Below are 17,469 nucleotides of genomic sequence, written 5' to 3'. Positions count from 1 at the left end.
TTTGCAATATTTGGGCAGCGAGAGTTTCGATTTTCGTCGGGTAGGTCATTCTTGGTAGGTGTGAGAATCACCAAGTTAAGGGCCTACCCTTTTTTAGAAGCCTAAAATCGTAGCGGACCATTGTATCACGAGACGCACTACTATCACGAACTTGCCGCTTGTCACGTCTCCCCTCTCCCGAGGAGAGGGGCCGGGGGAGAGGGGGATCCGTGCATCTCGTGATACACACGCCTCGGCATGAATAACCCTCCGCTGTAAACACTACACCCCCGGCACAGGTAGTACCGGGGGTGTAGAGTGTAAGACAGATGTTGAGCGGCCGTTAGTCTTTCATGAAGCGAACAGACTGCATACCCTGCTGCGAAGCCAACTGCACGAAGTACATGCCGGAAGGCAACTGACTGATATCGATCTGAACGGTAGTGGTATGCTCTCCGCCCACAAGCGTCTGTACGCTGTAAGACGCACCGTTCATATCCCGAACAAAGATTTGTCCGCCAGGGATGGCATCAAAACTCTCGAGGTCAAGGTAGAGGACACTTCCGCTAGCCGGGTTCGGGCGGGCGGTCATCATCAACTCGCCAATGGGGCCAGCGCCCTGGTTAGATACTTCGCCTCCGGTGAAGCCCATTTCATCAACGCGTACTACAGTAACGAAGTTATCACTCAGGTCAAAACAACCGTCGGTGAGGTCAACCATAGTGAGGTCGTCTCCCATACCGGCAATGATATCTCCGGAGTAAGAAAGTCCCCACACGCGGCAGGTACCGACGCCCGCCGGGCCGAAGTCGATGTTTGGTCCTGAGCTGGTAGCGAGCAGTTCGTTGTTTTCGTCGGTGATCAGGTACATGAAGTTTTCACCCTGTGCGCCTGTCGTTTCAAAGGCTACAATTGCGGTAGCGTCTGCGCCACTGCCTGCGATTTCGATTTCCACCTCAGTTTCACCGGCATCGGTAGTCACCATGCCTCCGTCAGGGTCTTCGTAGATGACGGTAATGAAGTTGCTGGTAAGCGCTCCACAGCCAGTTGCCAGCACGGTCGTGTTGATGTTCTGGTTGATTCCCACCAGGCTCATTCCTGTGTAGTTGAATCCGTAGATGCGGTAAACGCCAGGGCCGAAGGGCTGGAAAGGAATGATGTTGCTCGGCAAGTTGGTGGCACGAACACGTCCATCCTCGTCGGTAACGACGTAACGGTAGTTGGGGCCGCTTACGCTGGCCTCGATCACCGCAATCGGGTTGTCGCCGTCTGCGATACAGAAGTTAATGGTATCTCCGGTTCCTTCGGTGGTGATGTTGGTGAGGAAGCCGGCATTGATCTCTCCGCCCTGCAGTACATCGAGGAATTCAGTAGTGAGCTCGTAACAGTTGTCAGCAAGAGCAACAAGGTCAAGATCATCACCGGGTGTTACCGTTACGTTGCCGGTGTAGGCCAAACCGTAGACACGGTACGGGCCTTCAGGCAGTGAGCCCAGGTCGACGTTTTGGGGATCGAGGGAAACCAACTGAACGATGTCCATGGTGTCAGTAACGAGGACGGCGTAGCCAGTCAGGCTTGTACTGGTGGTAGAGACACTGATGACTCCGTCTCCGTCTACCGTACAGGCGATGCCTGTGGCCGGGACATCATCAAAGCTGATTTCTCCCGCTTCGGGAGTTTCGTTGAGGATACGGATGCAGTTTTCAGACAAGACAACACAGCCCGTTGCAAGAGGGCTGAATTCGAGGCTGGAACCAGGCCCTGCGAGGAAGTCACCTTCGTAGCTGATGGCCCATACTTTGAGTTCTTCGAGAGGAAGCGTGCCGAAGTCGAACGAGTCCTGGCCAGCAGGAACTACAGCGATGATTACATTGGTCGTGGTGGCAATTACGTAGCGATAAAGCGAGTCTGCTTCTCCGCTGGTAGTGGTGAAGTTCACCATTCCGTCGTCCAGGTTATCGGGACAGAAATAAAGTTCTTCGGCTCCGTTGCCGAGGATGTTTCCGCCGTGAACACGGTCTACACTTACGGTAACGAAGTTATCGCTGAGGTCGAAACAACTTGTAGCCAGGTCGGTAGTGAAGATGTTCTGCCCGGGGAAGACATCGAGGTTACCGGCGTAAGCCAGTCCGTAAACGTGGTAGTCTCCTGCCTGAGCCATGTTGAAGTTGAAGGTGTCCATAATACCGAGGAGGGCGAAGCTATCGGCCTGAACGATCAGGAAGACATAATCTCCCGTAGATGGTCCGGCAACGAACTCCAGTGCCGGTTCGGTGGGGTCACCGGAACAAACACTGGCAGACGTACTGCCATCGACCAGGCTAACGGCGCCGGAAACGGGCACCTCACGGGTCACCGTGATAAAGTTGTCGGCCAGTTCGGCACATCCTTCTGCGAGGGTGGCGCTGGTGACGGTGTCGCCCACCATCAGGCTGACGGCGCCAGCATAGGCAAATCCCCACACCCGGCAAACACCGGGCCCTGCGGGCTCGAAGTCGAATGAGTTGCCGGTTACCAGTTCGAGTACAACATTGTCAAGGTCTGTAACTACGTACTGGAAGTTGCTACCCGTAGCGCCAATGCTGTTGAAGTTAAGTACATCCGCGATTCCGTCGTCCGGGCAGGTAGTGATTGCGTCGCTACCGCCGTTGAGGCTGATGCTTCCGCCCATTATGTCTTCACGGGTAACGGTGATGAAATTCTCAGAGAGGTCAGAGCAAGCACTCGCAAGGCTGCCTGCACCTGCGTCTGCGCCTGCTTCCGCAAGCAGGTCGCCCTGGTAAGAAAGGCCCCATATGCGGCATACGCCGTACGGAGCTGCGTCAAAGTCGAAAGAGTCACCATCCAGAATTTCAAGAATGGTATTGTCGGCATCGGTGATGATGAACACGAAGTTTTCACCTTCAGCGCCGGTGCTGACGGCCGTTACGATGTCAGCAATACCGTCCTGCGAACAGACCGAAACTTCGGTCTCTCCGTCTGCAGTTGCGACGGTTCCGCCAACGGGAAGTTCTTTGATTACCGATACGAAGTTAGGAGAGAGCGCGTTACACTGACTGGCCAGTTGATCCACCCCTGCTACATCGCCGGGGGTAGCGATGATGATGCCGTTGTAGCCCAGGCCGTAAACCCGGCAGGTACCTACAGGCAATTGCTCAAAGTCGATCTGATCGGTGAAAGCCACAAAGAATACCACATTGTTGGTATCGGTAACAACGTAGTTGAAGTTATCGAGAGTGGTTCCCGTAGAGTCGAAGCGGAACGGGTCGGGGAACGCGTCTCCCGGGCAGGCGAAAATTTCGCTTTCGCCGTCTTCGGTGCTGATGGTTCCGGTAGAAGCATCGAGGCGGGTAACGGTGATGAAGTTATCGGACAGTGCGAAGCAACCGGTAGCAAGCGCGGTAGTAGTGATGTCGTCTCCCATCATCGCAGTCAGTTCACCTGAGTAAACGATGCTGTAGACGTGGCATACGCCGGTGGGGAAGGTTTCGAAATCGACTGTGCTGCTGGCCGGGAAGCCAATGATCATTCCGTTTTCATCGGTAAAGATCCAGGCACCTTCTTCGCCAACACCTCCCTCGCTTACGAAGGTAAGCACGTCGGCTACACCATCAGCGGGGCAGACGGTGGCAGAAGTGCCTCCGCTTTCCAGGCGGACGGTACCTCCGGTGGGCATGGTACGGATTACCGTAACGAAGTTATCGCTGAGGCTGGAACACTCGGTAGCCAGGGATTCGGAGAGGTTGTCGCCGGTAGCGGCGGTCAGGTCTCCGGCGTAACTCAGGCCCCAGACGCGGCAGATGCCGGTACCGGCACCGTCGAAGTCAACCATATTGCTTTCCGGAACACCGATGATGTTGTTGTCTTCGTCGGTAACGATGAAGGCGAAGTTAGCGCCGTCGGCTCCGGTGGAGACAAAGGTGTACAGGTCGGCAAGGCCATCACCCGGGCATACGGTGATTTCGGTTTCGCCGTCTTCGGTAGCTACCGTCCCACCATTGGGAGTAGTACGAATTGCGGTTACGAAGTCTGAGCTGAGTTCAAAACATCCGTCGGCAAGTTCTGCGGAGGTAACGTCCGCACCTACCGCCAGAGACAATTCTCCCTGGTAGGTAAGCGACCAGATGCGGCAGGTTCCGTTGCCGGCACCTTCCAGGTCGAAGCTGGGACTGAAGCTGAAGTTCAGCAGTGCGTTGTTATCGTCGGTAATGAGGTAAACGAGGTCTCCTCCGGATGCTCCGGTGTTGACCACGGCTACTACGTCGGCGTTTCCGTCTCCCGGGCAGGTTTCTACTTCGCTCTCACCGTCTACGGTAAGAACGGTTCCGCCGGCGGGTATTTCGCGGATAACTTCAACGAACATATCGGAGACATCGTAGCAACCGTCGGAGAATACAGCGTCGGTGATCTGATCGCCGATCTGAGCCGTGAAGTTGCCCGTATAAGTGACGTTGTACGCCCGGCAGATGCCCGGGCCGGCTACGTCGAAGTCGACGGTAAACACCTCCGGAAGGCCGATGATCATGCCTTCGTCGTCAGTGATTACCAGTCTCAGCTCACCGCTGCTGGTGGAGGCATTGCTGAAGACTATTTCGTCAGGGTTTCCATCGCTCGGGCAGATGCGGACGGTTGTTTCCTGATCCATAGTTGTGATCGTTCCGCCGTCGACATTGACGCGGTTTACGGTAATGAAGTTATCGGAGAGGCCCGTTCCGCAGCCCTGAAAGGCTGCAAGATCGCTGATGTTGTCTCCGGGGCTGATGGGCAGCGGCCCGGGGTTTGCAAAAGCGTAGATGTAGCAGGTTCCGAAGGGTGCTCCGTCGAAGTCGATCGACCCGGTAGTGTTGCTGTTAAGCAGCTCACCGTCGGGGGTAGTGATGAGGTAAGTAACGCTGCTGGCTTCGGAGCTGACGGTGATGATGTCTGCTTCTCCGTCTCCGGGGCAGACATCGTAGCTGTCCTGATCGGATGCGATCAGGATGTCTCCTGAAGATCCGTTATTGACCGAGACGAAGTTCGCCGTCATGCCGAAACAGGGCGTAGAGAGCGTCGCACCGGTGAAGGTATCACCTACGCTTGCGGTGATGTTTCCGTAGTTGGAAAAGGCGTAAACGCGCAGGGCGCCGCCGGGCAGGAGGTCAAAATTGATTCGGTTACTGAAGCCGATGTAGCGAATTACATCAGTGGCATCCACAACAACGTAGGCATAAGCCTGATTGAAGGGTACGACCTGAAACCGGATACGGTCGGTGACGTCATCGTCGGTACAGGTTCCAATTTCCGTGGCACCGGAAAAAGCGAGAGAGATGATGGCGTCTTCCTGGCATGGTCGATTGTCCCCGTTAGGGTTTTGAGCAAATAAACTGGTCGACAGAAAAGCACAGAAAAAACTTAGTAAAGAGACGGTGTAAAGATTCTTTGTCATAACAATGTTTTTGAGGACGATGAGCAGGCAGTAGACAACATCTCCTCATAAAGAACTTATTTCGAAGCACTGGTTTCCTCCGCAAGAGGACACGTGTATTTCGCATCGAAAACAACCACCGCGCGTTGGTTACGTGGTGCATGAGCCGACTTGTGTGGCCGCTTTCAATACTCGATCACGTGCATTCTTGGCCGAGAACCAGAACCCTTAGCAAGTCCTATGTGAGATTATCGTGTAAATTTAGTGAATTGCCTCCGATCACAATAAATTTTATATGTGATCCATTCAGATACCATTACTTTGTGGACAATTTTAACGCTTTTACTGATGTTAGGGCGAGGCCGCAGGTGCCGGCCAATCGTTAAAGGAGCAAAGAACGCTGCGTGAAGGCAATAAGCCAAGCCGCAAGTCTGTCCGGTCTTTGCTTCACAACGCCATTTTGCACCTGCGAACGCGCCCGAACAAACCAACCGATTTAACTACACTTACGCTTCAAGCCGCCGCCCAATTGACGAGTTGCTGAATTACCATCACAAATAAGATTTGTGGCAGTAATTCTGTGACTCTGCGACCGGGCCACCCATTATCTGATTTCTCCCAAAAACAGAATTCTTGTTTACTTCACGCCACCTTCTCTTCCTACCGCTGTTAATTCCGGCCTGTCTTTTTGGTCAGGACCTGACGGTGGACCCCGACTACGATGCTGAGCGCCTCGTACGGGAAGTTTTCGCCTCCGGAGAGTGCGAAACCATCTTCAACATCCGCCAGATCGGCAACAATCCCGACGGCATTGGTTATTTCTCCGGCACCGACAACGTCGTTGGTTTCGACCGTGGAATCATCCTCTCCACCGGTAGCGTTGCCGATGCTGCAGGCCCGAATTCCGATACCGGTGTTGGTACCGAGCTGGAAGGCCAGACCAACGACCCGGACCTCAGTCTTGCCAGCACCGGAAACATCTTTGATCGTTCGGGGCTGGAGTTCGACTTCATCCCACTGCAACCAACCGTAACCTTCCGCTACGTTTTTGCATCCGAAGAGTATTGTGAATTTGTAGGCGCCGCCTTCAACGATATTTTCGGTTTCTTCATTAGCGGACCGGGCCTGAGCGGGCCGTTCAGTAACGGAGCTATCAATCTCGCCCGCATTCCAGGCACCAACCAACCGGTGAGCATCAACAACGTAAATTTTGCCACCAACCCGTCGTTTTATCTCGATAACGAATTCCCCAGCGTTAGATCCATCGCCAACTGCGGCGGCAACAACAGTACTGGCCCCCGGTTCGACCTCATCGAATACGACGGGCAGACTGTAGTCCTCACCGCAACCGTAGAGTTGCAAACCTGCCAGACCTACCATATTCGTCTGCTCGTAGGTGACGTAGCAGACGGCGACCTCGACTCGGCTGTATTTCTGGAAGCAGGAAGTTTCGATCTGGGTGGCAGCGTAAGTCTTACCGGAGAAGGAGGAGACTCGACGACAACGACCATCTACGAAGGGTGCGAAGTGACCAATTTTCGCGTTCAACGCGGCCCCGAAAGTAACCCCGACAGAGACCAGACCATTGCCTACCGCATCGGCGCGAACTCAGCGGCCACCGAAGGCCTCGATTTCACCGCCGGACCGGGGGAAGTGACGATCCTTGCCGGAGAGATGTTCGCAGAAATTCCAATTATTGCCTTTCCTGACGCTACGGTTGAAGGCCCCGAAAACGTATGGCTTTACCTCGATATCCCTTGTGCCTGTTACACCGACTCCATCGAGCTTATTATTGATGAGCCTTCACCTTTGATGGTAGGGCTTGAGGAGGCCTTTTACTGCCCCGGCGAAACAGCCACCCTCTTCCCCGAGGTGAGTGGAGGAGTGCCTCCTTTCCGGTACCAGTGGAGTTTTGGTAGTACAGATTCCACCCCTGTCCTGACGCCACCACTGCCTACATCCATCAACCTTGTTGTCACCGACGATTGCGGCCAGGTCGTTAACAAATCCATTTCTACGTTCAGCAGTGCCCCTCCCTCGGTTCGTTTGCCTCCTCAGGATTTACGTGCCTGCCGCGACGAGCAGCAATCGATCGTTTTCGACCTCACCGGGGCGACGCCCATTACGGTGACGTACCAGCTCAACGGAGGGCCACTGGAAGAATGGACCTTCGATGCTGATGGTCGGCAAAGCCAACCCATTACCCGGGGCGGCAATTACCGGATCATCGCCGTTGAAGACCGCGCCTGCCGCATTGCTACGGACACTACGATACGGGCCGACTTCTTTGACCCTGCGATAAATCCCCGGCTTCAAAACCCAAGCTGCGGGGGCCTTGCCGATGGCTCGATTTCTGTAACGCACCTACCAACAGTAGAACCATACACTTATGACTGGGAGGGTGTGACCCCAGACGGACTAACGGCAACCGGATTGCCCGCCGGCGAGTACGCCCTGACCGTAACCGACGGGCTGGGCTGCACCAGCGAACGAAACCTTACCCTGCGCGACCCTGCGCCTTTGAGCCCCATCGACATTAGTTGTACCACCGTTCGCCGGCCACCATTGGTTCTTTCTGCGGCGGGGGGCGTGCCGCCGTACACCTACAGCATTGACGGTGTCAATTATTTCGACCGCGACGGATTCGGGCGTCTCAACGAAGGAGAATACTACACCCTTCGTATCCGGGATGCAGTGGGATGCGAGACGGAACAGCCCAATTTTTTCTACCCAACGGCAACGCGACGTCCTGCACGGCTGCCCAATTTCGTGCCTCAGGAAGTAGCGGGCAGCTCGGTAGTTGAAGCAGAATACTTTGTACCACTGGACCAAATAGCGGCCTACCGCTGGCACCCGGCCGAGCTCTTTGATTGCCCGACCTGTCCCAACCCAACGGTAAGCGCTCCCTCCAGTCAGCCGATCAGTCTTGCGATTGACAACATATACGGTTGCACCGACAGCCTGGTCACCTTTGTGGCGGTAGACGGAAGGATTCCTGTTTACGTCCCCAATATTTTCACGCCGAACGGAGACGGTACCAACGACTACGTAGCCATTTACGCCAATACCGATCAGGTAGAGCGGGTTATGTCTTTTCAGGTGCGCTCCCGTTGGGGAGAGCTCCTGTGGGAAGACTATGATTTTGCTCCTAACGATGGTCGTCGGGGTTGGGACGGAATGCTGAACGGTAAGGTGGCGGGCGTTTCCACCTACGTCTGGATTGCAGAAGTCCGGCTTACTACCGGGGTTTTACAACGGGAAGCCGGAACCGTAATTCTGATGCGATAACCCACGCCACCAGAATAGTACAGCTACCGGGGAACCGTTGCAGCATAATTGGCACCGGCCCCTTACCTTCGCGATATGTCTAACCAAGGTCAACACCTTGCGGCACTGACCCGCAACTTCGATGCCCTTCGTGGCCCATTTCTTAAATGGGCCGCCAACTACCGCCAGGCCGACGAGGTAACCCTGGGGCATTACCGGCGTGCACTTATTGGTTGGTACGAAGCCCGGATTGACCCAGAAGAGCCATATACCGGGCCAGTTCAGAACTACGTACAGCGGGTCGCACAGGTTTATTTCTCCGGTAAAATCAACGAAGCCGTGATTGCCGCTGAGCGAATGCCGATTGCGGAGCTCGGCGTGCAGCAGGAGCAAAACCCGCTTAATCACCTTCCCCGCCCCATTCAGCTCAACACCACCCAGCAGGTTATGCTTGCTCAGTTCAAAGAACTGGGTAAGAGCTGTCAGGATCTTCTCCTCATGTCTGACTATCATCACCTGAGCTACGCGCGGATTGCTGAGATAATCGGTCTGGAAGGTCAGATTGAGGAAACAGAGCATCGCCGACAGAAATGCTTACTGATGGTTCGTGAAGCATGGCAAGCCGGAGGCATCACGGATCCTGTACACATCCCCTCGCCGATAGACGAAGAGCTTATTGACCAGTATTACGCCGGAGAGCTCGGCGTTGCCGAGCGGTGGGATGTGGAAGCACGCCGGCCGGTAGACTCGGTCTTCCGCAGAGCGATGGAGCTGCGCGAAGACTGGGCGGAAGTCGTTACGGTGGCAGGTCGGCAAGACCTGATGGAAACACTGCTCAGGGAAGAAGCGAAGTACGCCCGTAAACGTCCCCTTGCACCTGCGAGCGCGCCGAAAGTGAAATTGTCTCCCCGAAAAAAAGGCGGCATTCAACTCGGAAAACTGGAACTTCCTGACCTTCAGACGCTTTTTGCCATCGGTTTATTTGCGGTTTTCGGCTGGGTCCTGTGGACAACCTTCGGAGCTGCGGCTCCGCAGGCAAAGTCCGTTGCCCACTTCGAACCGATGCCCAACATCTTCGACCGGATGACGCCACGCGACGCCGCAGAAGAAGACCTGGAAAGGATTTTATACTACTACGACCGCAAAGACTACCGCACGGCTTACGACGAGTTATTACCAGTCGCCCAGGCCTACCCGGCAGCTCCGCTTTATCTGGGCGTTTGCGCGCTGGCGCTCAAACAACCCACCCGCGCTCTCGACTGGTTTGAACAAATACCACGCGGTGACTTTTACCGCCCGTACGCCGAATGGTACGAAGTGCTTGCTTACCTGGCGGAAGGAAACTCCATTGCTGCCGAAACCGTACTGGAGGAAATCCGGGATACGCCCGGGCATCCGTATCGCGGGAAAGCGGAGGCGCTCATCAATGATATGTGACTTCGATATGCGATATCTGATATGCGATTGCGCTACCGCACGAGAAAGATGTGTGACTTCGATATGCGATTGGCGATATGCGATATCTGATATGCGATTTTGCTGCCGCACGAGAAAGTTACGCGACTTCGATATGCGATTGGCGATATGCGACATCTGATATGCGATTGTGCTACCGCACGTGAAAGATGTGTGACTTCGATATGCGATTGGCGATATCTGATATGCGATTTTGCTGTCGCACGAGGATGTGTGACTTCGATATGCGATTGGCGACCGAAAACAGAGTCCCTTTTATCTTTTGCTTGTTTTCAACTTTCGAACGGTCGCAACTAGAATACTTATCAACTGATTGTTCTCGTCAAGAATACTACTCAGTTTGTTTTCAGGTATGTAACCTTTACTGGAGATAATTCGCAGGTTGATGTAAGTTTCCCTAAGCTCCTTTAGCGCAACAGAGATTTTGTGTCTAAAATCGCTTGTTGATTCCGCCCCCCTCGCTTCTCCGTAAAGTAATGCAGGAGCAGTGCCGGAGCGCACAATTTGGCCACATAAATGCTGAGCAGCCTTGGAGTTTGGGAGTATCTCTGATACGTTCAGGATGCGAACTGCGAATTCAATTAACCGGTCTTCGAATTGAGCGGACTTTTCGTTAGGTGTCATGGTGTTGCGTCAATGTACCGCCGAATATAAGCGTTTAAAACGAAAAACATACAAATGATTTTATTTAAATTTACAAACAACTTATTTTCCAAGATATTCAAAACCAGCTCTTTGTTGAAGCCTTTCTCTCGCAGCAACCAAATCACAGATCAAATATCACCAATCGCATATCGCATATCACTATCTTCGCCCCATGAAGCCGTCTATCCCCAAAGGAACAAGAGATTTCCTCCCCTCCGAAGTACGCCGCCGCGACTACATATTTAGTGTTATCAAGAAGCATTTCCGTCGCTTTGGCTATCAGCCGATCGAGACGCCCGTGATGGAAAATTTAGCGACCCTGACCGGCAAGTACGGCGAAGAAGGCGACAAGCTTTTGTTCAAAGTGCTCAACAACGGCAATTTCCTGGGCAAAGCAGACGCTGATGCCCTGGCAGCAAAAGACAGCGACAAAGTGCTCGCTTCTATCAGCAAACGAGGCCTTAGGTACGACCTGACCGTGCCTTTCGCCCGCTACGTGGTGATGCACCAGAACGACCTGGCTTTCCCCTTCAAGCGCTACGCCATCATGCCCGTTTGGCGGGCAGACCGGCCGCAAAAAGGCCGCTACCAGGAGTTTTACCAGTGCGACGCCGATGTCGTCGGCTCCGACAGCCTATTCTACGAAGCGGAGCTGACGCAGCTGCTCGACGGGGTGTTCCACGAACTGGGTCTCAAAGCCGTCATCCGCCTCAACAACCGGAAAATCCTGGCGGGGCTGGCCGAGATCGCCGGCATGGCCGACAACATGATGGACATGACCATCGCCATCGATAAGCTCGACAAGATCGGCTGGGACAAGGTGGCCGAAGACCTGACCAGCCGGGGCGCGAACGCGGGTGCATTGCAGGTTATCAAGCAATTCCTCGACGCGAAATCATTGGATTCCGTCGCTCCCCTGCTGGCCGACAGCGAGATCGGTAAAGAGGGTATCGCAGAGTTACAGGAGGTCTTTGACCTGATCAAACAAAGTTCTCCCCTCCCCCGTGGGGAGGGGTTCGGGGAGGGGGTTTATAACCGCCTAGAATTCGACGTCACCCTCGCCCGTGGCCTCAACTACTACACCGGCGCCATCTGGGAAGTCGCCGTCGACACCGACGCGCCCGGCCAGGAAAACATCAAAATGGGCTCCATCGCCGGCGGTGGCCGCTACGCCGACCTTACCTCCATCTTCGGGATGAAAGACATGCCCGGCGTCGGCGTCAGCTTCGGTGCCGAGCGCATCTACGATGTTCTGGAAGAACTCGATGCCTTCCCGGCTGACGCTTCCGAAGACCTGCAGTATCTCATAGTTTGCCTCGACAAAGAGACGCTTAACCACGGCTTTGGCCTCGTCTCACGCCTCCGGGCGCGGGGTGTGCACGCGGACCTCTACCCCAAAGCCGGAAAACTTCAAAAAATGCTCAAGTACGCCGACCAACGGAATGCGCCTAAGGTGGTGATCATTGGCAGCCGCGAAGCGGAGAGTGGGGAGTATTCGGTTAAGACGATGGGGACGGGGGAGCAGGAAACTCTACGGGAAGAGAAGCTATAATCCCGGTCGGGGAGTTGCACTCCTGCCTTCAATCAATGTAATCGGAGTGCAACTCCTCTACCGGTAAATCTTCGACTTCGCCAGGCCCCACTTATTCAGCCGGTGCATCATGCTTACGCGAAGCACGCCGAGCCCGTACTTCGAGCTGCGCACGAAGTTGATGGAGCTGGCCTCATCGAAATACTTCGTCGGGCAGGTTACCTCGGCGATGTCGAAACCATGATAAATGATCTGGGAGAGCATCTCGTTGTCGAAGACGAAGTCGTCGTCGTTGGCGTTGAAGTCGATCTTTTCGAGCACTTCACGGCTGAAGGCACGGTAACCGGTGTGATACTCGCTGAGTTTATAGCTGACCAGGAAGTTTTGGGTAGCCGTAAGGAAGCGGTTGGCGACATATTTGTAGAGTGGCATGCCGCCCTTGAGTGCGCCCTTGCCGAGAATCCGACTGGCGAGCACAACGGGATAAAGTCCTTCGCCGATGATGTTGCACATGGTGGGGATCAGCAACGGCGTGTATTGGTAGTCCGGGTGAACCATGATCACAATGTCGGCCCCTATTTCGAGAGCTTTATTGTAGAGCGACTTCTGGTTACCACCGTAGCCGCGGTTGCGCGGGTGGGTAATCACGTGGTCTACGCCCAGTTGTTTGGCCAGGGCGGAGGTTTCGTCTTTGCTGGCATCATCGCAGAGGATGACTTCATCGACGAGGTCACGGGGAACTTCGGCGTACGTTTTCTCGAGGGTCAGCGCTGCATTGTAGGCCGGCATCACGACGACCACTTTTTTATCTTTATACATCGGGGGCAAAGGTACTCAGGAGAGTAAAAAGAGCGCCATACTCTGTAAAATGATTTCAATAACGGGCTCGTAATGGGTGAACGAATGGTTACGGCGAGCGGCCTATGTCCTGATTCACCCCTCCCGTAACAATTTCACCACATCGTCAACACTGAGCTTCCCGGCTCCATCCGTTCCGGCCAGCAGCCGATCAGCCAGGTCTCGTTTGGCGGCGTGCAGTTCGAGAATCTGCTCTTCGATGGTTCCTTCGGAGACAAACCGGTAAACGGTGACGGGATTTTGCTGCCCCATTCTGTGAGCGCGGTCGCTGGCCTGGTCCTCTACCGCGGGGTTCCACCAAGGGTCAAGGTGGAGGACATAGTCCGCTGCAGTAAGGTTTAGGCCCGTACCGCCCGCCTTGAGGCTGATCAGAAAAAGTTCACCTTCTCCATCCTGAAACGCTTCTACTCGTTTTTGTCGGGTTTTGCCGGGGGTGGAGCCATCAAGGTACTGGTAAGAAATTTTTTCGCTTTTCACCCATTTTTCCACCAACTTGAGGTGACCGACGAACTGACTAAAGACCAAAGCCTTATGGCCACCAGCGAGAATTTCTTGAATAGTTTCGCCTACTGCCACCAGTTTAGCAGAGGGGACTTTACTTTTTTTATTGAGCAGTTTCGGGTGGCATGCCGCCTGCCGGAGCTGGGTAAGCTGCTGCAAAACGACAAAGCGCCGCTTCATCTGGTCCGCATCGTCAATATCCCTCAGGGCCTTACGGCGTAAGGCTTCGTACAGGCTTTTTTCCTCTGGACCAGGCTCGACGGTCCGGACGATCTCCGTCTTCGGAGGCAATTCTTTTAGTACATCGTCTTTCCTGCGGCGGAGGATGAACGGACGGGCAATCCGCCGGAGCTGCTCCGCACGAGCTTCGTCCTGATGCTTGACGATGGGCGTTTCGTATTGCTGCCGGAAGCGGGCATAACTGCCGAAAAGGCCAGGGTTGAGGAAGCGAAACAGGCTCCACAACTCAGCCAGGTTGTTCTCAATCGGGGTGCCGGTCGTGGCTACCTTCCAGTCGGCTGGCAGGTCTCGGACGACCCGCGCCCGTTGGGTCGTTGGGTTCTTGATCGCCTGAGCTTCGTCAACGACGAGGGTATGAAAATTAGCTTCCAGCAGCGACTCACTGATGTAGGTGAGCAGGCCGAAACTAAGCAGTGCGATATCTCCCGGCATCAGCCCTGCAATCACCTCTTTTGCTTCTGCTGCGGAAGCAATCAGTTTCGGCGTCAGGGTTGGGGCAAAGCGCTCGGTTTCCGTTCGCCAGTTGCGGATCACGGAGGCGGGGGCAATCACCAGGGCTGGCCCGCCAGCGGCCCGTTCGGTGAGCACGGCTAGCGCCTGGATGGTTTTACCCAGCCCCATATCGTCGGCCAGGCAAGCCCCTACGCCCCATTCGGCCAGGCGCAACAGCCATTCGTAGCCAGTTAGCTGGTAATCGCGCAGTTCGGCTTTGAACGCAGCGGGCGGTGGTGGTGGGACGAATTTATCAGCCTGCGCCATCCGCTCCAGGTTGTCCTGCCAGTCGGCATCGGTCTGTACTTGTTCGAGGCCTTCGAGGGCTTCGGCGAAAGCCGTACCGGCCAGAGGCGCCAGCTCCATACTGCCCCGGCTATGGTGCAGCAGACCGTCCATTTTATGCAGGCGTTGCTTCAGGCTTTCGGTGAGGGTGAGGTATTCGTCTTCTCCGATCTTGACGTACTTATCCTTATTGCGCAGGCCTTCGAGGATGAGTTCAAAGTCGATCACCCGCTCTTCATCGAGCTGGAGGCCTGCTTCCACGCGGAACCAGTCCCGGCCGCTGGCTACCTGCACCTGAAGTTGGTCTTCATCAACGGTCTGCCCCAGGCGGAGGCGCTGCCCTTTGGGGTATTCCAGCAGGGCGCGGTCCGTTTGGGTGAGGGCCTGGAGTTCGTGCAATACCTCCAGTGTTTGGCGGTCGGTTCCCAGCAGAGCGTCGTTGCCTTCAAACTCACAGGCGCTAAGGGTGGGGCAGTCTTTAAGGCATGCTTTTACTGCGGCGTTCTCTGCTTCGAGGGTGCGCACGAGGACGGAGCGGCCGGCGGCTTCGGTAGCGATGAGGCTGCGGGAAAGCCCCTCGTTGGGGCGGAAGTAGAAGTTTCCTTCGGGGATCGGCTTGATGAAAATTTCCAGCCGGTGCTCGCTATCGCCCAGCGGAACGAGATGGAAGCAAGGTAGTGGTAGGCCCATGACTTCCGGCAGGTCCTGGTTCATCCAGTCGGTACTGCTCTGTACGTCGAGGGTTTTGCGCAGGCGCGGCAGTACCCGCTCGAATCGACCGGCGGCGGCGGCGGGCAGGGTCATGCCCGTTTCGGGAATGTGCTTGGTGATCTCCATCAGGCTTTCGGAAACTTGGTAAACTACCAGTTTGCCCGGCCCGGCCCGGCGGACGGTGTAACCTTCCTTCAGGGCGGGTGGCTCCATCCGGACGGTGAGGTTGCCGTCTTCATCGTGGTCTACCAACAGCTGCGGCTCAGCGGTTTCAACGGTCAATGGCACCCGCTTACGATCGTCTTCAAATACATGGGGGTGGCCCGCCAAGAGGTAGAGAGCGTGCGGGACGTCTGCTTTATAGGCCTCGTTGTCCCAGTACATGTAGGGGCTGTCGATCACGGGGGCATTCCGGTACGTACGCAGGGCTGGCACAACTGCTTTGTCTTGCAGAGCTGTTACCTGATCGGCAAATTTCGACCACTCGATCTTCCGGCCAGCGGACCAGCCTTTTTTGCCCATCTTTTGTTCGCGCACGAGTAATGTCTCCCGCCCGGCATCGTAGACGTAGATGATCCGCTTGTCTCCTTCCACTGCTTGTTCAACCTTCTTTGCACCTGCGGCCGCGCCCCCTACTTCTAAAGAGTTCAGAAAGGTTTCCCATTCGGCGGGTGGTTCCATCAGGTTGTCGAAATAACGATGGCCGTTTACCTGGGCGCTATCCAGTGCTATTTTTTGCCAACGCTCGGCATCTTCTTTGAAAGAAGTTATGCGGGCCATTACGCTGGCCAACTGCCCGTAAAGCCAACTCGTTGGTGAGGCGTTCAGCCTGCCGATACCTATGTGAACAGAGCTCTCAATGTTTAGCTTGTCGTCTTCTCCGATCCAGATAAGGGTGAGAAAGTTGATCGCCAGAGCATAGAGTCCAAGGTCTCGGAAGGCATAAAACCTTCCGTCGGGCTTCTGTCCGGCCTGAAGCTGTGCCGCCAGGGTGCTATTCTGGAGGTATTTCAGCCGGGAGAAAGCGGGGCGTAAGGTTTCAGGGGCAACCTGATTTGCGTTCATGCGGGCGACGGCGCGCAGGTGCCAGGCGAGGTTAGGACGGGCAGGGCAGGGATCAAAAAAAGCCTGGTCGTTGGCTGGGCTATCCCGCCCGGCGGCCCAGCCCGCCACAATGGCCAAGTCGGGGAAACGCTCCCAAAGATCGGCCCCGGCTCCTGGTGGCAGGTTGGGCAGAAAATTCATAGCCGCCCGCACTACTAGCTGGGGATGTTTTGCCGTCTGCTGTTCGACTAATCCCCAAAGTTCAGAATGCGCCTGGCTCAGAAAAATTTGCGGCTGCTGGGCAAAAACGTGGGCAATCCCGAACCGTATCTTTTTGGGGATGGCAGCTAGAAAGCCCGGAGGGTAGGGCGGAAGGAAAAGCGAAGCCGCTTCTACCTCATCTCCACATACATCACATTCCAGTTCGACGCCGCCCCATTCTTGTTCTTCATAGGCTGGGTAAATTTCGTTGAGTATTTTACCCACTACATCCGTTTTACCGGCAAAGCTTTTTAGTAGGTACTTGTCCGTCTGGTCGGGTTTGCTGTAGTTATAATACAATTTCCCCCGGCGGCCATATTGCTTTAGTAACGTAGCCGCAAGATGGTCCGCTTCTTCATTGAAATGAGCCAATAAGTATTGCCGAACGCTACGAATGACCAGTTCCGATACCAAGAAATTCGTACCGTAATCAAAACCAATGGCCCACTTTTTTTTCTGAAGCGACTCTGAAGTCGCTTGTACAAAAGCCTTGCTGAACGGCTCGCCGGTTCTGCGTAGATAACCAGCGGCTCCTAGGACTTCCGAAACGCTTTCCGGGCTCCACTCGTAGGACGAATTCCTGAGGGCCGTAGTGGCCAGCACCCAGAAAGTATCGGTCTCTAAGTCAGAAATTTGGGTGTAAAAATCGTTAGTGAGTTTCAACTATTGGATAATTTTGGAGTGGCAAAGTAAGTCATACCACTCTAAAAATAACAGTCTCGCCAGCTTTACTCCTTAACCGTATCTTTGCACCCGCGTCCGCGCCGCATTAGCA

Annotated in this window: 7 protein-coding genes; 3 read left to right on the top strand and 4 right to left on the bottom strand. The window is 55.0% G+C overall.

Annotated elements, in window-relative coordinates; translation table 11 throughout:
• Window positions 1-322 precede the first annotated feature (322 nt).
• Window positions 323-5,404 (bottom strand): T9SS type A sorting domain-containing protein, encoded by a 5,082-nt coding sequence (locus FUA23_RS18780; protein WP_147932309.1) that lies wholly within the window; start codon window positions 5,402-5,404, stop codon window positions 323-325.
• Window positions 5,405-6,016: 612 nt separating this feature from the next.
• On the opposite strand from FUA23_RS18780, the gene FUA23_RS18775 reads away from it, so the two are divergent.
• Entirely contained in the window at window positions 6,017-8,671 is a 2,655-nt protein-coding gene (locus FUA23_RS18775) for a choice-of-anchor L domain-containing protein (RefSeq protein ID WP_147932308.1), read from the top strand.
• A gap of 75 nt (window positions 8,672-8,746) precedes the next feature.
• The gene (locus FUA23_RS18770) at window positions 8,747-10,087 is read left to right on the top strand and encodes a tetratricopeptide repeat protein (protein ID WP_147932307.1); all 1,341 of its coding nucleotides are present in this window, start codon (window positions 8,747-8,749) and stop codon (window positions 10,085-10,087) included.
• A gap of 294 nt (window positions 10,088-10,381) precedes the next feature.
• Here FUA23_RS18770 and FUA23_RS23175 read toward each other — a convergent pair whose 3' ends face one another.
• Window positions 10,382-10,750 carry a four helix bundle protein gene (locus FUA23_RS23175; protein ID WP_147932306.1) on the bottom strand — a complete coding sequence of 123 codons (369 nt, stop codon included), beginning with the start codon at window positions 10,748-10,750 and terminating at the stop codon, window positions 10,382-10,384.
• Between the two features lie 193 nt (window positions 10,751-10,943).
• Between FUA23_RS23175 and hisS the strand changes: the two genes are divergently transcribed.
• Window positions 10,944-12,323, top strand: a complete 1,380-nt coding sequence (gene hisS, locus FUA23_RS18760; RefSeq protein ID WP_147932305.1) for a histidine--tRNA ligase — start codon at window positions 10,944-10,946, stop codon at window positions 12,321-12,323.
• Window positions 12,324-12,380: 57 nt separating this feature from the next.
• On the opposite strand, the gene FUA23_RS18755 is transcribed toward hisS, so the two are convergent.
• Together FUA23_RS18755 and FUA23_RS18750 are read right to left on the bottom strand one after the other, a co-directional pair.
• Window positions 12,381-13,121, bottom strand: coding sequence for a glycosyltransferase family 2 protein (locus FUA23_RS18755; RefSeq protein ID WP_147932304.1), 741 nt, complete (start codon window positions 13,119-13,121; stop codon window positions 12,381-12,383).
• A gap of 114 nt (window positions 13,122-13,235) precedes the next feature.
• Entirely contained in the window at window positions 13,236-17,357 is a 4,122-nt protein-coding gene (locus FUA23_RS18750) for a DEAD/DEAH box helicase (RefSeq protein WP_147932303.1), read from the bottom strand.
• Between the last annotated feature and the right edge of the window lie 112 nt (window positions 17,358-17,469).

Origin of the sequence: Neolewinella aurantiaca (assembly GCF_008014675.1) — a bacterium.
Classification (GTDB): domain Bacteria; phylum Bacteroidota; class Bacteroidia; order Chitinophagales; family Saprospiraceae; genus Neolewinella; species Neolewinella aurantiaca.
This window is presented reverse-complemented; position numbering and strand designations above follow the sequence as displayed.